This is a genomic window from Ligilactobacillus salitolerans (genome assembly GCF_003864415.1).
GTDB classification, from domain to species: Bacteria; Bacillota; Bacilli; order Lactobacillales; family Lactobacillaceae; genus Ligilactobacillus; species Ligilactobacillus salitolerans.
This window is the reverse complement of the sequence record NZ_BFFP01000011.1, coordinates 1-18,306: the sequence shown is the minus strand read 5'-3', so window position 1 is coordinate 18,306 and position 18,306 is coordinate 1. Positions and strand designations below refer to the sequence as shown.

The following is an 18,306-nucleotide window of genomic DNA, read 5'->3' as shown; positions in this document are numbered from 1 at the left end:
GCAATTGATTAGATCGAGGTTACGTAAAAAGTAATGACAGAGACAGGGAGCTCTGCAAAGTAGCGGCAGAGCCAACAAGCATTCAAAAAAGCTGCCCGTTCCATTCAGGAACAGGCAGCTTGACTAAGCTCTACCAATTTATTCTAACTAAAGGTTGAAAGTTAAGTTGGAAGACTCAGATCTTTTATTGTCGAGGAGACCAACTTTGATGGTGTCTTGGTAGTTAGTTTGAAAACATACAGCCAACCGGCTCCCATTTAGTTCAACTTGGAACCAGACTAAACCAGTCTGGTGCCTTCTTTGACCGACTTGGAGCCAGACTGAACCAGTTTGGTGCCTTCTTTGACTGACTTGGAACCAGACTAAACCGGTTTGGTGCCTTCTTTGACCGACTTGGAGCCAGACTGATCCGGTCTGGTTCCTTATTAACTTGCAACCTTTAGATTCTAAATTTAAATACCAACCACTTGACGGAGAAAACGAAAATTTGGCGGTATTTTGTTGAAGCCAAGAACGTCTTGTCCTTGCTCACTTTATTAGTTTATATTTTTTCTCCAGCACGTGCTCTTAAAGCTAAGTCGATAGTTTTATCGACTAAGATCGACTGCGAGTCAACCACAGGATGCTCTAAATACGGTTCGCGGTCTTGGGCTAATGACAGTTCGGTACAACCCAAAACCACCGCTTCACAGCCCTTCTCCTCGAACATCTGGCGTAAAATTTCATGATACAACTGCCGATCTACGTGATTCTTTTCCTTCACTCCAGCATAGATCAGCTGGTTAGTCTGTTCTTGAATTTTTTCGTCCGGCAAAATCAGATCATAGCCCGCGGCCATGATCTCGTCATCATAGATATGGTCGGCACGTGTCCCTTCTGTTGAGATCAGGCCAACACGCTTGACCGCTTTGAGGTTATCTCCGATCCACGCAACAGCTTCACGCGGCATGTGCAGGATCGGGATATCAGTCACTTGTTTTAACTGCTCGTAAAAATAATGAGCAGTATTACAAGGCAGCGTAAAAAAGTCCGGTCCCAAGCTGGCCTGTTGCCGAAAGTCCGCCAAAAGCGGCTGCAACGGGCTGGGCTGGCTGTGGTCGAGAATATAATTTGTCCGATCCGGTACAGTCGCATGATTGACCAAAATATAGTTCAAGTATTCCTGGTCACTATGCGCCGGAGTCCGCAAATTCAGCTGGTGGATATAGGTTTCAGTTGCCAATGTCCCCATACCGCCGATAATCGTAAAGAAGTGCTCCATCGCTCTTACCCCTTATTTTGCTTAAAGTACTCTGCAAAATTTTTAACGTAGTTATGGTTCATCCATTTGATCAAAGCCCAGCGCTTCGGATTCATGTCTTCCCCATACTCATAGGTCGTCCCGACCCGCTTGGTCTTGATCAGTTGCAAAGCTGCCTGTTTATCCAAGTTATTCCGGGCGTATTTCTTAAAGATCGAAACTGGTACACCCAACCACAAATGATGTTTCGTCGTATCATTATTCCCGTAAACGACCGGCTGATTTGCGAGTTGTCCTGTAACATAGTCTTGGACCACGTAATCAGCCAAGTTATAGCCGTTTAGAGTAACAAAGAAGCTGCTGCGGCCTTGACGCAAGTTGATCTCGAACAACTTGTACTTCTGGTCGCGCACATCATATTTCATATCGAAGTTGGCATAGCCTGTAAATTGGACAGCTTCCAAAAACTTCTTGATCGTCGCATAGATCTCTTCGTTATATTCCGGCAAAATCGCCACGTAATTTCCGATCGCTGCCGGAGCAGGATCTTCCAGTAACGGATGGCCTAAACACATCATCTTAACTTGGTGATTCTGGTCAACATATGCATTCAAGACACGCATATTACTGTCATCACCAGGAATGAAATCTTGGAGAATAAAATCTGATTCATAACCGTTTTCGTAGGATAAACGCAAGATCCGGTCAAACTCTTCCCGACTTTGGATCCGGAAAGCCTTTTTCCGTCCTTCAAAATGGACATCGAGCCATTCGACACTATTTGCTGCCTTTAATGCAACTGGATAATTAAACGGCTGTGGAACTTCGGTTGGCCCTGCTTCCCACTGCTCTTTAGTGATAATCTGTGTTTTTGGATATGGAAGATCATATTTTTCACAGATCTCATAAAAACCTTCCTTGTTATTTAAGGTCTTTAGCAGTTTGAAATCAATATAAGGGCAGACGAAAACATCGGTCAGTTCATCCTTGTGTTCAGAAATCAGTTCAGCATAACCGTCACCGCAACCGATCAAAATCACCGGTTCTTCATGGTCACGGTACTTTTCCTTTAATTTCTGCATGGTTTCGATCCAGACTGGATCTTTATCAAAGCCGTCAACGATCGTTAAGTCAACGATCTTAGTAAAACGGGTCGGGGCTAACTGAGCCGCAGCATAGGCTTTAACGGGACGATGATATTTCTGATAAAAAGAGCGTGCCATCCCATAAACGTTAAAGTCGCTGCCCAATAATATTGGTGTAAATTCAACTTTGTTTTCTGTCATCATTAAATCTCCTTGCTGATATCCGCTGCTAGTTTAGCATCTGTTTCATAGGAAAGCAGCTTTCCATTAACTTTTTGTGTTGCATCGCGGCCTTTGCCGGCCAGGACCACGATCTCGTTTGGTTTACTCATCATGATCGCTTTTTTAACAGCTGTTTTTCTGTCTAAAATAATTTGAACTTCGATGCGCTTTTGATCAATATGTTCAGCAATTTCTTGTGCGATCTGCAACGGATCTTCCGTGGCTGGATCATCTGTCGTCAAAATTGCCACATCGGCTTCTTCCGAAATGGCCTGGCCTAAGCCGCTGCGTCTTGAGATCCCTTTGTCACCAGTGCTGCCGGTCAAGACGATCAAGCGTTCATCTTGAGTCTGTTCACGCAAGAATTTCAGCAGCGATTTGAGGCTGGCATAATTATGCGCATAATCAACGTAAATCGTGCCGTGCTCTTTAGTCGGAAAAACTTCCATCCGGCCAGGTACTCGGACAGCTGGCAAATATTCTTTGATCTGCGCCGCATCCGCACCAGCCAGAGCGCTAGCAATGACAGCTGCGACCGCATTTTCTTGGTTATAATCACCTGGGATGCCCAGTTGATAGCCGCCATCTAATTCCAAGCGCTCGCCTTTTTGCGAGTAAGTGTTAATTGCGATCGCACTTTCCTTCAAGTCCTGTTTAGTTTCTTCAAATTCAAAATCAACTTGGGTCTCAAATGAGATCAGCAAATTTTTGCGCGCGTATAAGTAAATCTGGTCATCCAATAGAGACCCCTTGGCTGCCGCATAAATTTCTGCAAAATGTTGGCTTTCTGCGTTGATGATCACTTGCTTGGAATTCCGCAAAAGCTGCTCTTTGCAATATAAGTAGTCGGCAAATGTCGGGTGTTCATTACGCCCAATGTGGTCCGGCGAAATATTCAAGAAGATCCCCAAGTCATATTTCAACCCGTAAACCCGATCCTTCTTAAACGCCTGCGAGGAAACTTCCATCACCAAATGTGTCATTCCGTTAGCGACAGCTGCTGCCATGTCATGAAAAAGATCCAAAGATTCTGGGGTCGTCAGATCAGACTTAAACCGCTGCTCCGGCTTGGGTCCCACAATTCGATCGATCGTCGAAAACAGCGCTGTTTTACCCGTGGTAACCGCGTCTTCAATGCTGTGAGCAAAATAAGCCGTCGTTGTCTTGCCCTTTGTTCCAGTGATACCTGTAATAAACAATTTATTTTGCGGAAAATCATAGTAAGCCGCGCCCAGTAAGGACATCGCCTGCTGAACGTTAGTCACGATCAGCCCTGTCAATTCTGCACCTTCAGCGTATGCTGTCTCAGCGACATAGGCTGCAGCTCCTTTGGCCTTGGCTTGTTGCAGGTAGCTGGGCTTAAAGTTGCCCTTGCAAAAAAATAATGTCTCAGGCTGAACTTGGCGCGAATCATAAGTCACGTGTGTAAATTTTTCCGGGGTGATTTTTCCGGGATGCTTTTCAATTAATAAGTTATGCTCTGACAGTAATGTCAAAATTTGAACCATCGTAAGTGCCATACTTAGAAAAATCTCCTTTTACCAGATTAGTTTCAATAATTTAATTTCTTTAAAATTCGCCAGACGATATGTACTACTCAAGAACTGCTTGTCGAATGACTGTGAAGCTGGATTATGCCAGCAATTTCAGCTATTGCCATTGTACCATAGAATGACCTTTGATTTTGCTAAGAGTGCTTTAAGAAGGCTGATTCACCCAATAATTTCGGCTTTGCTTGTGTACTGATCCAGCGGTGCCTTCACACTCTTGAAAATAATTTCTCTTTGCGAAATTTCGAGGCTTTTACTATGCTATTTGTTTGAAAATAGTTACAATATAGGTGGAATAGCAGGTAAAGCTTAGTTACTGAGTTAAACTAATGAATTTGCTTAACGATTTAGATAGGAGGATGAGGTTTATGTATCAGAATATTTTGGTCCCCTTAGACGGAAGCGGCAACTCCAAACGTGCCTTGGATGAAGCAATTAACTTATCCGAAAAGTTTGGCTCGCACATTTCAATTCTCTCGGTCGTCAACGAAAGCAATATGATTTTCACTACAGGTTCACCAGATATGATTTTAAGTGGACTCAAGAGTAATGCAGAAGATATTGTCGAGCGTGGCAAAAAGCAGGCTGCAGATCGCGGCGTTGAAGTCGAAGCCTTTGTTGAACGCGGCATTCCAAAACAGATCATTGCCACAGAATTTCCTCAAAAACATGATATCGATTTGATCGTTATCGGCAAATCCGGGGTGGATGCCTTCGACCGGTTGCTGATCGGTTCAACGACCAGTTATGTTGTCCGCAAGAGCAACGTTAAGATCTTAGTCGTCAATAATGACGAAGAGGAAACCAAAGAAGAATAGTTCATAAGTGTCTTTTTAAATGCCAACTAAAAAGCAGCATACGATCGCCCTTCAAGCGGGAAATCGTATGCTGCTTTTGCTCACTACAACGCACTAGACTAAAAAAGAGTGCTGCTAACTATAAGACCAGCAAAGTGCAAAATTTTAAAGATCTGTTTATGAGACAACACTGGACTGATTATGCATTAATGGAAACCAAGACATTCGCTTGCTATGCTTATATCAAGCTAGTGATAAAAATTTTACTCAATATCAGTCTGATTAGAATACCTTCAATCTTTTTGGGAGTATAATAGGGTCGACAAAATTAACAACTATGGAGCTAAGGAAGCGTGTCAGTTATGAAAAATATTACAAATAGAAATACGATGATCTGGTCATCTTTGTCTACGCTGTTACCCATGCTGGTTGGTATTTTTTTGTGGAATAAGCTGCCTAATAACATTGCGACTCATTTTGGGACTAGTGGACGGGCTGACGGGTGGGACGGTAAAGGATTCACTGTTTTTATCCTGCCGTTGATATTTTTAGCAATCCAATTATTTGTTGTTTTTATGGTTCATTTTGACCCCAAAAATCGCAACAATTCTCCGTGGCTGCTCAAAATTATTTATTGGCTAGTCCCGTTTATCACTTTTATTAGTATGTTAGGCATTTACGGCGTTGCCATGGGGTATTCGCTTTTAAATTCTGAGGTGACCACTAATGCTTTGTTGGGCTTAGTTTTTGTTGTTATTGGGATTTTATTACTTGTTGTTAAACAAAATTACACAATTGGCATTCGTATATCTTGGACACTGAACAGTAAAGAAAATTGGCGGAGGACTAATCGTTTAGCCGGGTGGCTGTTGATTCTGAGCGGAGCTGTTTTTCTAGTTAATGCACTCCTCCAGGTCGATTGGCTCATTTACGCAGTAATTGCCATCATAGTTATTATTCCAATTGGGTACTCATTTACGCTCTTTCAAAAAGGTATTTAGTCAACAATTTGGTATAGCTTGACCAGACAGGGGTCAACACCCTGTCTTTTTATATTAACAAAAGAAGAAAAAAGCTGGTACAAATAGTGAAATTTCTCTATCAGTACCAGATATTACAGAACCCCTAATTCAATGACACCGCAGTTTTTATGGCTAGCTGCATGCCATTTTCATTGTCGCTATCACCTAGGCCATTATTTATTGAACTTCTCAGTGAATCTGCCGATCTGTTCAACCAATTTTGCCGGTTTTTCCTCTGGAATGTAATGCCCTGACTCTGCGATCACTGCACCTTTCACTTGATATCCCATTGACTTTAATTTATCATTCAAATCTCGTGACGAACCCAGTTCTCCGCTCACAGCCAGCAAGGGGAGATCCACTTGCTGACCAGATAACTGTGCATTAATCTCAAAATCCTGCAAAACTGCACGATAATATCCGAGCATTCCTCGTAATACTCCCAGCTGCTGATATTCATGATCATATTCGTCAATATCCGCCTGCGTAAAAGCCTCACGCCAGTTCTGCGCTTTATGAGAAAAGAACCATTCGAGCAAGACCTGCTCCTTTCCCGCTAACAATTCTTCTGGCAAATCAGGCAATGCGTTAAACAAAAAATGCCAACTGCGCCAGCTTTCTGTATTTAATTCGATTTGCTGAGAAAGAGTCACTCCTGGGATATTTGCATCTACTAGGACCATACCCAGTAAGTCAGCAGGAAAAAGATGTGCATAGGTAAAACCGACCCAGCTGCCAATGTCATGCCCAACGTAAACTATTTTCTGCAAGTTTAATTGTTCAAGCAGCCCGTGGATCCGCTTTGCAGTTGTTTTTGTGTCATATCCTGCTTGAGGAACGCTTGAGTATCCCTGCCCCGGTAAATCTATCGCTAAAACATGATAGTGTTGTGCCAGCATTGGCCAAACCTTGCGCCAAGCATAAGCACTCTCGGGAAAACCGGCAAAAAGTACAATAGTTGTCTTGTTAGCAGGTCCAGTCTCGTACATGTGCCATTTGATCCCATCGTCTGTTGTAACGAACTGTTCATCCATTCTGATCACCTAGTTTCCAAATTTGTTTCCAGTTTAGTTCAACGCCGGCGATTTGCAAAACGATTGCCTGCAAAAATAGCCGCAATTCACCCTAATCGGTAAATCACGGGCTATTTGAATCAAACTAGCTGTCGCAACTCCACAGTCATAACATTTTTGCCAACCAAAAATGTTATACTGTTTCATTCAGGATCAGTGAATGAGATTTTATTCAGACACATCTAACTCATGGTCCTTGTAATAATACTTGCGGTCCTTTTCACCGATCTGGCGCACCTCTTCGCACGGCGAACCATAGGCAACCATGTTAGCCTTAATATCATGCGTGACAACACTGCCGGCACCGATCACTGAATTATCGCCAATTGTGACCCCCGGCAGGATCTGGACACTCGAACCGATCCAGACATTTCTGCCAATATGAACCGGAAAATTGTAGACATAATTATGCTCACGCAGGATTGGAAGGAGCGGGTGCCCAGAGGTCGCAATAACAACGTTAGGTCCCAGCATACAATGGTCGCCAACATAAATATCGGCATCATCGACCAAGCAAAGGTTGAAATTAACGTAGATTCCTTTGCCAAAATGAACGTTATGACACCCCCAGTTGGCATGCAGTGGAGTTTCAATATGGCAATTTTCGCCAATCTGAGCAGACATCTGCTGCTGTAAATCATTCTTTTTTTGTTGTTCGTGCGGTCTGGTTTGGTTAAAGTCATAAAGCAGTTCCAGGTAATCTTGTTGCCTGCCCATTAGTGAAGGATCATCGTAATGATAGGGTAACGACTGTTTCTTTCTTTTGTAATTGTCCATAAGGAATACCCCTTTATTTTTTCAAATTAACTCTCAACAGTTCATCACCCAATTTGATTTCTTTATCATCTGTCAACTGCACGTCTTGCAGCCTGTCTCCTTGAACCAGCAAAACGACCACTGTATCTTTATAGCCTTGCCGCCTGATCTCATCTCGGTTAAAATCGAGCAGCAATTGTCCTTGTTTGAATTTTTGTCCAGATTCAACGTGGGGCACAAAACTAGCGCCATGCATATTTGCAGTGCCAAGCCCAACGTGGACCAATAGTGCCAAGCCATCTGCTGAACGAAGGCCAAAGACATGCTTGGTTGTGAAAACAAACGAGACCTCACCGTCAAATGGAGCATATAACTCTCCTACAAATGGCTCGATTGCTAACCCTTGACCTTGAAGGCCTTGGTTGCCCTTCTCGTCAACAACTTGCTCCAAATTGATTATTTTACCACTAGTTGGAGCAGCAACGATTGAAGCATTTTCCGTGGGCCGAATATCCTCAGTTTCTTCCAAGCCTTCAGCAGCGATTTTATGCTGCAGTTCATCTACGATCTCAGCATGCCGTTTTTCTGAGATTTTAACTTTAAACAAATAGATGACTAGTGCAAGAACGTGTAAAAGCAGCCCTGCCCAGAAAGCCCACAATTTAAAGATCGCAATTCCATGCGGTGTGATCGATTCGGCAGTTGCGCCACCAGTCATACCGGCAGCAACTGCAACCCAACCGACGATCCCATTCGAAAGCGCACTCGAAAGCTTGTCTAACATCGGTCTGATCGACAGCGTAACCGTCTCATTTCTGACACCATTTTTCAACTGGCCGTATTCAACTGAATCCTCTAAAGTCAAAAGCACAGCCATAAAAATATAACCTTGGGGCCCGTAATATAAGATCATTGCAGTAATCAGCATAAATAAGTTGTCTGGTGAGAAGATCAGTATTAAATAAGCAATGATCATTGCAACCATACTGACTGAATAAATTGTCTTTCTGGTAAACCATTTGTTGATGAGCGGATAGGTAGGATTAGTGATAAAGCCCGACACGATCGGAATGACTCCAGTGATCCAGAATAAACCCGGACGATCGATGACATATTTGAACATGTAAAACATTAATCCTGCTGTAGCAGCATTTCCAAAACCATAAACTAAATATGGGATCGCCGTCCACAACATCTGGTCATTGTGAAACAAGGCAGAAAACATTTCCTTGAGGCTGACTTTTTTCTTCGCTCCTTGACGCAAAACGCTCTGTTTTTCATGCGTCCCGAAGCCAACGGCAAAGGAGCAGATAACGGCAACGACTGCGATCATCACAGCAAATACCGTCCAGCCAGGCTGTCCTTCATTGTGCTTGCCAGTTGATAAAAAAGTAAAGTATGTCACAACAGGGACGATGATCACAGTCACAAGATTTTGCCCGAAGCCGCTGAAATTCCCGGCAGCCGTGTAAATTGAACGTTTGTGACTATCTTCCGTTAAAGCAGGGATCATGCCCCAGTATGCAACATCTCGAAAAGAATAGAAAATATCGAACAAGATGAAGGTAGGAATAAATAAAAGCGCAAACCAAGTTGAATTGACCCTGGATAAGCCAAAGATTCCAGTAAAAAGAACTATCAGCAACAGGCTGGAAATTAAGCCTGCTCCAATCAGCCACGGCTTAAATTTTCCCCAGCGAGTATTAGTATTATCAACAATACTGCCGATCACTGGGTCAATGAAAATTTCGACGATCCGGATCACAAAGATCAAAGTTGTAATCATCGAAATCAACTTGGCGGACTCGGATTTGGCAACTCCGGTAAACATTGCGGAAGTCACATAAACCATCAAGTACGTGCCAAAGGTCATATAGACTGCCGAACCGCCAATATTACCAACGCCAAAGTTAAAAATCGACCAAAAGCTTCTTTTTTGGGCTTTATTTATTTTTTCCAAAATAAAACATCTCCCTCGTAAAATTCACTAACAACAAATCATTCTCTTACCTGCTCTATTTTGCTGAACATGCGCTAATATCAAAGGAAAATTCATGGTCTTCTTCTGCGGAAATATGATAAGCCGGTTCCACCTCACTGCCCCAGCTATCGATCCCGCCAACTCCGCGCACAGCTCCCAGTATTGACAAGACCGTCCTTCTTGGAAGCGGCAATTCTTCCTGGTGCGTAGCATTTTCTAATTCCTCAGCGGTATAAGGCAGGCAACTGAAGGCAAAGGGCGTTCCATTGGATCTCACGGTTAAATAAAATAGTTCATCCGACTGGTCAGCGTTGTTTTTAACTGTCTTTCTTGCAATCGTGACCTGTTTGGTCTGCATGTGTACGCCACAATCCTGCGGGACAAGGTAAGGCGTGACTGGTAAGCCTTGAACTTGATAGGTCCCTTTGTGAGCTCCCGCCATGCGGTCCGGATAAGTTTCACCCGAAAGCCCAGTATATTCATAACCTGCAGCTAAAGTCGGAAGTACCAATCGTAAACCAAAGACCGGCAATTCCGGCAAATCCTTTCTGCCCTGATAATGGACGGTCACCGAGATCTTGCCAGCTGCATCAACGGTATAAGCAACTGTCACTTCTGTTGCTGGGATCGTTAAAGTCTGATAGTGAAATGTAATCTTAACTTCCCGCGCAAATTCATGGTCAGAATACTGGTTATTTTCTGGTGCTAGCGGCAGTGCCAGCCTTTTCCCATCGACACTCAATGCAATTTTTTCTAGGTCAATGAACTGATCTGCACCTAACCACTGCACGGATTTTTTGGAAAAGCCATTTCCGCGGTCATTATCAGTAGTCGCCCGCCAAAAAGTCGGCAACGGCTCCCGGTAAAGCCACTCCTTTCCGCCAGCTACTAAAGACTCAAGTCCGCCGCGTGAATAATTAAAAATATAATGGAAATCATCACCAGCAAGTCCCAAGGTCCCATCGCCGAAAATTATTTTTAACTGCTCATTTTTCATCGTTGCCATAATAATACTTAACCTCCTGCAAAGCTGGTTTAGGTGTCCGGTCCGCGAAGAGCAGCCCATCCCCAGAAAACTCATAATCAGAAACTCTGTCATCGAAATCCCCGCCGTAACGCAGAACTTCTTTTCCACTGACCTCGTCTTTGACAAATAAAGCCTGATCGATAAAATCCCAGATGAAGCCGCCTTGATACATCTCAAATTCCTCTAAAAGATCAATATAAGATTTTAAACCGCCGACAGAATTCCCCATACTATGCATATACTCACATAACAAGAATGGTTTTTGCGGGTCGTTTTCCAAATATTCCCTAATATCTGCAGGAGAAGCATACATTCGGCTTTCTACATCCGAGATCCGGTCTTCGTATTTGCGTTCATGGACTACACCTTCATAGTGGACGAGCCGCGAGTCGTCCACACTCTTGTAGTAAGCTTGCATCGCTGCGATATTATCGCCGGCATAAGATTCATTTCCTAGCGACCAGAAAATAATGCTCGGGTGATTTTTGAGCAGCTCGTAATTGCTGCGAGCTCGATCAATCACGACATCCTTCCATTCCGGCATGGAACCGGGAACATTGTAGGAAGGCTCGATCCCTCCTTCCTTTTGCCAGGTTCCATGTGATTCCAGGTTGTTTTCTGCCATTACATAAAGACCGTGTTCATCACAGAGCTTGTACCATAATGTCTGGTCCGGATAATGACATGTTCTGACAGCGTTGATATTATTACTCTCCATCGTTGCAATATCCTGCTGCATGTCTGCTTGCGTCACGGCACGACCCGTATGGGCATCCCATTCATGCCGGTTGACTCCGTTGATCACCAAACGCTGGCCGTTAAACAAGATCACCTTGTTTTTGATTTCAATTTTCCTAAAACCGAATTGATAAGGCACGACTTCCAAAACTTGCTCGCTATCAGCCTGGATGACTGTAATTTCAAGCTGATAAAGATATGGATCCTTAGTACTCCATAAATGGACATTGGGAATTTCAAGATCCTTAAACTCTAACTCAGACACCGCCTTTTGCTCAGTGTGAATTAACTGTTCGCCACTCAGGTCGGCGATCTTAATTTGAACTTTAGCCGGCAGTTGGTCTTGTTGAAGTTTTAAAGCTAGACTGACACTGCCGCTTTTGAAATCAGCGCTTAAGACCGGTTTAATTGCCAGATCTTCGACGTGAACAGCAGGCTGAGCAATTAAAGTCACAGCACGAAAGATACCGGAAAAACGGAAAAAATCTTGGTCTTCAAGGTAGGCGGCTGTGCTATACCTAAAAACTTCGACTGCCAACTTATTCAATCCGTTTTCAATGTAAGGGGTCAAATCAAATTCAGACGGGGTGAAGCTATCCTCGGCATAGCCCACAAAATGGCCGTTCAACCAGACATACATTGCCTGCTCAACTCCATCAAAGCGGACTCTGATTTTTTTGCCGTGTAATTGCGGTCCTAACGTGAAGTTTCTGACATAGGCGCCGACGCTATTGTCTTGACCGGCACTAAAAATTCCCGGCTGCTGTCCTTTGCCTAAAGTATATGGCGGTCGGCGGTATTCTTGACCTTCCCAAGGATAAAATGTATTGATATAGTGGAGCCGGCTATAGTCAGCCAACTCAATATGCCCAGGGACTTGAATGGAGTCAAAACCGCTAATATCGCAGTCTTTTTGATAAAATCCAATTGCTCTGGCAGTCGGATCCTTAGCAAAATGAAACTTCCACTCCCCATTCAAAGATTGGTACAAGCTGCTTTGTTGTTTCTGTACTTCGTTTTCGTTTAAATATGCAACATGGTCGCTATGTGCTGGCAGCTGTCCCACACGAAAAACTGTTGGATCATCCAGCCATTTAAGTTCTGCTTTCACAATATTTTCCCCTTTCAAATTTACTTCCGCTTTTAGTATAATTAAAGCGCATACACAAAAGTATAAGAATTTGATTTAGAAATATGACAGTTTATCCTTTTCTTGTGCCTATTAAGAGAGGCATAATGAAACTATCAAAGACAGATCAGCCTGAAAATTGCCCGTAAATAGGAGTGTCATTTATGCGGATCATCACACGAATTAATCAAGATTTACCTTTGTCAGCTGAAACAATTGGTTATGATTGGACGCAACCAGAAATATCCCGCCCCAACGGCTACCCTTTTTTCCACTGGCTGCAGACACAGGAAGGCCAAGGGATCATTGAAGTTGGACATGAAACCTTTAAACTCAAAAAAGGTGCAGGTTTCTTATTGTCTCCGGGTGTAGCACATAAATATTATCCAGTTGGAACTAAAGAATGGAAAACTTCCTTTTTGACATTTGGAGCACCTTTGGCAGATGAAATAGTTCACTTTATCTTTGCCTCCCAATATGTCTGGGTACCTGAAATGTCTGCTTCCCTCAATAATTTTATCCCAGACAATGCAGATTCATTTCTGACTGATGATTACACGGCAACATTGAAACAATCAGGTTTGATCTATCAATTCTTGATGCTGCTCAACAATAAAACAGCAACTAAAAGCAGCCAGTATTCTAAAACGGAAGTTATCTATCCAATCACTGAATTCATCACTCACCACTATTCTGAAACCATCACCAACAAGGATTTAGAGAGAGTCACCAATTTTTCGGTTTCATATGGTACTAAGATCTTCAAAGAATATTTCGGCTTAACACCGCAGCAATACCTGACTGACTTTCGTTTGCGCAAGGCAAAAGAGTTATTGATCGAAGCTCCAGAATTACAGGTGCAAGATGTCGCTGCCTTGACCGGCTTTAAAGATGTTTCCTACTTTATCAAAATTTTTCGCCAGGCTAATAAAGTGACCCCCTATGGGTTTAAAAATCGTCATGAATAGATAAAAAAGCAGCACGCAATTACCCTTCAATCAGGAAATTACGTGCTGCTTATTAGTTGTTTGTTATTTAATTTTTATGCTTGCTCGTACAAGTTATCTTCCAAGAATTCCGTCACACCGACCCCAGTGGCCAAGAAAATATATTCTGTGTTGCCCACAAAAAAGACGATCCGCTTAGCTCCTAGGTATTCATCAGTACTTAACTCACTAATTTCATCCAAATCAACCGTCCATTTCGTAGCCGGTTTAACACCGCGAGCAACACTGATTTTCATCTGCCCATCTTGAAAATTGAAGTTCAAGAAACCAAAATAAGACTGACTGCCATTAACGATCTGTGCATACGTGTTCATAGTCTTCTCTCCCTTCCACCGAAAACAATCACGTTTTCGAAAACAACCATTTACTCTTTCTTACGTAATTTAGTGTAGCATGGCTGACAGAAAGGTTCAAGGAAAGGCAATCACCTATTCTGAATCGAAAAGCTCATCCACCAATGTGTCGGGTTGTTTCACTAAGGCAAATCATTGCCGGCGGCTAAATAAACGTCATACCATTCCTGAGCCGTCAAATCAACAGCAGTCCCTGCGGCTGTATCAATTAAATGATCCGGGTTCATGGTACCGGCAATCACTTGGATCTTAGCCGGATGGCGCAAGATCCAAGCTGCACCGATCGCATTTTTAGAAACACCGTATTTATCAGCTAATTGTTGCAAAGCTGCATTAACTTCTGGAAATTCAGGTTTGTCAATGAAGGTCCCTTCGATCTGACCGTATTGGAATGGCGACCAAGCTTGGATCGTCATGTGGTGCAGCTGGGAATACTCCAAGATCCCGCCGTCATGGTCGAGGCTGCGTGCATCTGTCATATTAGTATGGATCCCAAAGTCAACCGGACCGGTATGCATGACACCAAACTGCAGCTGGTTGACCAGCAGTTTCTGGCTGAGTGATGCTTGCAGCAATTCGACTTGTCCCGGGTTCATGTTGGAGACCCCAAAGTGACGTACTTTACCTGCACTTTGCAGCTGGTCAAAAGCTGAAGCGACCTCTGCTGGATCCATCAAGGCATCCGGACGATGAAGCAAGAAACTATCTAGGTGGTCAACTCCCATCCGCTGCAAGATCCCATCAACTGAATCTAAAATGTGCTGCTTAGAAAAATCGTAGCGGGTAATTTTTTGTCCTTGCTCAGGGTTCCGATAAATCCCGCCCTTGGATTGAATCTTAAAATCTGCTGCACTTAAAGAAGAACGTTTAAGTGCTTGTCCAAAGACCTCTTCTGCCTTGCCTGCCCCGTAGATATCTGCCGAATCAATATAGTTGATCCCAACACTATGAGCAGTTTCAAGCAATTTAGCTGCATCATCGACGCTTAAAGCGTCCATCCGCATGATCCCCAAAACAATGGCTGAACCTGTGAAATCTGTTCCACCGATTTTAATGTCTTTCATTTCTAGAGCTCCTCCTTTTTTCCAAACAAAGCTGTTGTAGTTAGTCTAAGTATAGAGCAATTTTTACCGTGAACTCAAGTGTTTTTGGCTGCACTTGCATATGAAAAATCTGCTAGCGGCCTAACCTTTTTGGAGAAAGCCTGTAATTTGGGGGTTGACATCGACAGACTGGTTTTCTATACTTAGGTCAATTATTAAACGAAGGGATGAAAAAGCATGCGAAAGTCAATTAACCACACTTTGAATATGGCTTGGCAAAGCCGGCACGTAAGGTCGTGATCCTCACTAACGGATACGATCTGGCAAACAGTTTGTATCCGTGCCGACTGCTTTTTCGTTTGTAGAAGTCTGCATGGTCTCAACACAGCAGGCTTCGGTTAAATTGCTTTAGGGCAAACCAGAAACTGCTGGTTTGCCCTTATTTTTTTGGAAAAATTTGCAGACAAGTCAAGGAGTGAACACCATATGAAACGAATCACCGCGTTTATCAGCGCCTTAATTATTTTTCTCGGAGTCGTTTTCTTTACCCAGCCGGCTCAAAATGCCGATAAAAACCTCGCCTCTCAAAAAGTGATCAAAGTCGGGATCTTGCAGATCATGAGCCATCCGGCTTTAGACCAGATCCACCAAGGAATTTTGACCGGCCTGAAAGAAGAAGGCTACCGTAACGGCAAGAACATCAAAGTTGAATTTCAAAATGCCCAGGGCGACCAAAGCAATTTGAAAACAATGGCCCAACAGTTAGCCGATCATGATGACATCTTATTTGGGATCGCGACCCCAGCGGCCCAGGCTTTAGTCAACGCCGCCGACAAGTCGACACCAGTCATGCTAGCCGGGATCACCGACCCTGCCAGCAGCGGTCTGGTCAAGTCAGAAAAACACCCTGGCGGAAACGTCACCGGCTCTTCCGGCGACTCGCCTTTGTCCAAACAACTCAAGGTGATCCAAGAGATCATGCCCCACGCCAAGAAGATCGGGATCATTTACACCTCATCTGATGCTGGCGGCCAAAGCAACGCCCGGAAGTTTAAAAGGCTCGTCGAAAAAGCCGTTCTAGAGCCGAAGATGTACACGATCTCTAACACCAATGATATGCAGCAGATCAGTCAGCGAATGGCGGGACAAGTTGATGCGATCTATGCTCCGCAAGACAACGGAGTTGCTTCGGCTATGAAGACTTTGGTCAACAACGCCAACCAGGCTAACAAGCCGGTCTTCCCGGCCGCTGACACGATGGTCAAAGACGGCGGGACCGCGGCATATGCGATCGACCAGCACGATTTAGGCCGCTTAGCCGGTCATATGGCAGCCAAAGTTTTGCAAGGCAAAAAACCTGCCAACTATCCGGTTGAGTTCGTTGTGAAAGGCAAATACGTGATCAATCAAGCACAAGTTAAAAAGCTGCATCTCCAGATTCCTGAGAAAATCATGGAACAGGCACAAAAAAATGGGAAGGTGGTCAAATGAGTTTAATTACATCAGGCATCGGACAGGGATTATTATGGGCTATCTTAGGGCTTGCCCTCTTCTTAAACTTCCGGATCTTAGACTTTCCTGACATGACCGTTGAAGGAACATTTCCTTTGGGAGCCGCGGTCACTGTGGCAGCGATCACTCACGGTGCTTCACCCTTGCTTGCGACTTGTGCCGGAGTTTTAGCCGGCGCCTTGGGCGGACTGATCACCGGCTTGCTTTACACTAAAGGAAAGATCCCGATCCTGCTAGCTGGGATCTTAGTCATGACAGCTTGCCTGTCCATTAATTTACGGGTCATGGGCGGTTCCAATGTTTCCTTGCTGGGGCAAAAAACATTTTTCTCGGCCGCCTTCTTTCAAACTTTGCCGAAATACTTTGACAGTGTTCTGATCGGCGGCGGGACAATCATTGTTGTCACCGCACTCGTTGCCTTGTTCTTGGAAACAGAATTAGGCCAAGCCTTTATCGTTACTGGTGACAATAAAATGATGGCTCGTTCCCAGGGGATCAACACCGATGCGATGACGATCCTGGGATTGACCATCTCCAATGGCCTAGTCGGACTCTGTGGAGCACTGATCTCCCAGAGTAACGGCTATGCCGATGCAAACATGGGGATCGGGATCATTGTGGTCGCATTAGCTTCGATCATCATCGGTGAAGTCGTCTTTGGCGAACTAACGCTAAACCAACGCCTGATCGCTGTGACCTTGGGCAGTATCATCTACCGCTTTGTCTTGTTGCTGGTCTTACAGCTTGGGTTCTCTACTAATGACTTGAACCTGATTTCGGCCATCATCCTCGCACTCTGCATGATGCTGCCAAACTTGCGGACTTCGTTGAACCTGACCAGTGCTTTGAAGAAAGGAGTGGGCTTAAATGACAACTAAAACAGCAACTCAGCCAGTCTTGGAACTGCGGGATGTTTCAACTGTTGTGAACCGTAAAACCCCGAATGAAGCCAAAATCTTGCGGGGACTCAACCTAAAGATCCATCCTGGCGACTTCATCACGGTCATCGGTTCCAACGGGGCAGGTAAATCCACTCTGTTTAACACCATCGCCGGCTCGATTTTCCCTGACCAGGGTCAGATCCTGCATAACGGTGCTGACATCGGTCACGAATCCGTAGAAAAAAGAACTAAATTTCTCAGCCGGGTTTTCCAAGATCCCAAAATGGGGACCGCCCCACGAATGACCGTGGCTGAAAACTTGCTTTTGGCAGCTAAACGCGGGCAAAAACGGGGATTGCGTTTTCGTAAATTACGTGCCAATAAGGAACGCTTTGCCCAACTCGCTGACTCGATGGGAAACGGATTAGCACAACGTTTGGACACTCCAACAGAGAACCTGTCTGGCGGTCAGCGGCAAACACTCAGCTTTTTGATGGCGACCTTAAACCGGCCGGATATCTTATTGCTAGATGAACACACCGCCGCCCTAGATCCTAAGACCAGTGCTTCCTTAATGCAATTAACTGCTGAAACTGTGACCCAGCAAAACTTAACCTGTCTGATGATCACTCATCATATGGAAGATGCCTTGCGGTACGGCAACCGTCTGATCGTCTTGCACGCCGGCCAGATCACACTTGATGTTAGAGGAGAAGAAAAAGACAAGCTGACTCAAGAACAAGTCATGCAAATGTTTGTCGACTAACTCGAAGAACGATCATGCTAACCATACTCAAGTTTTTCGGTTCTATAATATCTGGTACTGATAGAGAAATTTTACTATCTGTACCAGTTTTTTTGTTTTTTGTATTATTATAAAAAAAGAGACA

Annotated in this window: 16 protein-coding genes; 6 read left to right on the top strand and 10 right to left on the bottom strand. The window is 44.1% G+C overall.

Annotated features, from left to right (window positions below):
- Positions 1-541: 541 nt before the first annotated feature.
- From LFYK43_RS04380 to LFYK43_RS04370, 3 genes are read right to left on the bottom strand one after another with little or no spacing between them, the layout of a single operon-like run.
- Complete coding sequence (locus LFYK43_RS04380; RefSeq protein ID WP_124975826.1) at positions 542-1,261, bottom strand: aspartate/glutamate racemase family protein; 720 nt, start codon at positions 1,259-1,261, stop codon at positions 542-544.
- Positions 1,262-1,266: 5 nt separating this feature from the next.
- On the bottom strand, positions 1,267-2,526 hold the full coding sequence (locus tag LFYK43_RS04375) for a carboxylate--amine ligase (RefSeq protein WP_124975824.1): 1,260 nt from the start codon (positions 2,524-2,526) through the stop codon (positions 1,267-1,269).
- 2 nt (positions 2,527-2,528) lie between these two features.
- The gene (locus LFYK43_RS04370; RefSeq protein ID WP_124975822.1) at positions 2,529-4,067 is read right to left on the bottom strand and encodes a UDP-N-acetylmuramoyl-L-alanyl-D-glutamate--2,6-diaminopimelate ligase; all 1,539 of its coding nucleotides are present in this window, start codon (positions 4,065-4,067) and stop codon (positions 2,529-2,531) included.
- Positions 4,068-4,465: 398 nt separating this feature from the next.
- Between LFYK43_RS04370 and LFYK43_RS04365 the strand changes: the two genes are divergently transcribed.
- Together LFYK43_RS04365 and LFYK43_RS04360 are read left to right on the top strand one after the other, a co-directional pair.
- Positions 4,466-4,915 (top strand): universal stress protein, encoded by a 450-nt coding sequence (locus tag LFYK43_RS04365; protein WP_124975820.1) that lies wholly within the window; start codon positions 4,466-4,468, stop codon positions 4,913-4,915.
- A gap of 341 nt (positions 4,916-5,256) precedes the next feature.
- Positions 5,257-5,895 (top strand): SdpI family protein, encoded by a 639-nt coding sequence (locus LFYK43_RS04360; RefSeq protein WP_124975818.1) that lies wholly within the window; start codon positions 5,257-5,259, stop codon positions 5,893-5,895.
- A gap of 194 nt (positions 5,896-6,089) precedes the next feature.
- On the opposite strand, the gene LFYK43_RS04355 is transcribed toward LFYK43_RS04360, so the two are convergent.
- The 5 genes from LFYK43_RS04355 to LFYK43_RS04335 form a co-directional block, all read right to left on the bottom strand.
- The gene (locus LFYK43_RS04355) at positions 6,090-6,950 is read right to left on the bottom strand and encodes an alpha/beta fold hydrolase (RefSeq protein ID WP_124975816.1); all 861 of its coding nucleotides are present in this window, start codon (positions 6,948-6,950) and stop codon (positions 6,090-6,092) included.
- A gap of 207 nt (positions 6,951-7,157) precedes the next feature.
- On the bottom strand, positions 7,158-7,766 hold the full coding sequence (locus tag LFYK43_RS04350) for a sugar O-acetyltransferase (protein ID WP_124975814.1): 609 nt from the start codon (positions 7,764-7,766) through the stop codon (positions 7,158-7,160).
- A 13-nt stretch (positions 7,767-7,779) separates the two neighbouring features.
- Positions 7,780-9,705: a sugar MFS transporter gene (locus LFYK43_RS04345; protein WP_124975812.1), complete on the bottom strand. Its 1,926-nt coding sequence runs from the start codon at positions 9,703-9,705 to the stop codon at positions 7,780-7,782.
- A gap of 55 nt (positions 9,706-9,760) precedes the next feature.
- Complete coding sequence (locus tag LFYK43_RS04340; protein WP_124975901.1) at positions 9,761-10,723, bottom strand: beta-galactosidase small subunit; 963 nt, start codon at positions 10,721-10,723, stop codon at positions 9,761-9,763.
- Complete coding sequence (locus LFYK43_RS04335) at positions 10,713-12,602, bottom strand: glycoside hydrolase family 2 TIM barrel-domain containing protein (protein ID WP_124975810.1); 1,890 nt, start codon at positions 12,600-12,602, stop codon at positions 10,713-10,715. The genes LFYK43_RS04340 and LFYK43_RS04335 overlap by 11 nt, the downstream gene beginning before the upstream one ends.
- 182 nt (positions 12,603-12,784) lie before the next feature.
- Here LFYK43_RS04335 and LFYK43_RS04330 point away from each other — a divergent pair, with 182 nt between their 5' ends.
- Positions 12,785-13,588, top strand: coding sequence for an AraC family transcriptional regulator (locus LFYK43_RS04330; RefSeq protein WP_124975808.1), 804 nt, complete (start codon positions 12,785-12,787; stop codon positions 13,586-13,588).
- A gap of 74 nt (positions 13,589-13,662) precedes the next feature.
- Here LFYK43_RS04330 and LFYK43_RS04325 read toward each other — a convergent pair whose 3' ends face one another.
- Together LFYK43_RS04325 and LFYK43_RS04320 are read right to left on the bottom strand one after the other, a co-directional pair.
- Complete coding sequence (locus LFYK43_RS04325) at positions 13,663-13,941, bottom strand: hypothetical protein (RefSeq protein WP_124975806.1); 279 nt, start codon at positions 13,939-13,941, stop codon at positions 13,663-13,665.
- Between the two features lie 161 nt (positions 13,942-14,102).
- A complete protein-coding gene (locus LFYK43_RS04320) occupies positions 14,103-15,044 on the bottom strand; it encodes an aldo/keto reductase (protein WP_124975803.1) in 942 nt (313 codons plus the stop codon).
- A 465-nt stretch (positions 15,045-15,509) separates the two neighbouring features.
- Here LFYK43_RS04320 and trpX point away from each other — a divergent pair, with 465 nt between their 5' ends.
- The 3 genes from trpX to LFYK43_RS04305 are packed head-to-tail and all read left to right on the top strand — an operon-like array spanning position 15,510 to position 18,182.
- Entirely contained in the window at positions 15,510-16,514 is a 1,005-nt protein-coding gene (trpX, locus tag LFYK43_RS04315) for a tryptophan ABC transporter substrate-binding protein (protein WP_124975801.1), read from the top strand.
- Positions 16,511-17,413 carry an ABC transporter permease gene (locus LFYK43_RS04310; RefSeq protein ID WP_124975799.1) on the top strand — a complete coding sequence of 301 codons (903 nt, stop codon included), beginning with the start codon at positions 16,511-16,513 and terminating at the stop codon, positions 17,411-17,413. The genes trpX and LFYK43_RS04310 overlap by 4 nt, the downstream gene beginning before the upstream one ends.
- The gene (locus LFYK43_RS04305) at positions 17,403-18,182 is read left to right on the top strand and encodes an ABC transporter ATP-binding protein (RefSeq protein ID WP_124975797.1); all 780 of its coding nucleotides are present in this window, start codon (positions 17,403-17,405) and stop codon (positions 18,180-18,182) included. The genes LFYK43_RS04310 and LFYK43_RS04305 overlap by 11 nt, the downstream gene beginning before the upstream one ends.
- Positions 18,183-18,306 lie beyond the last annotated feature (124 nt).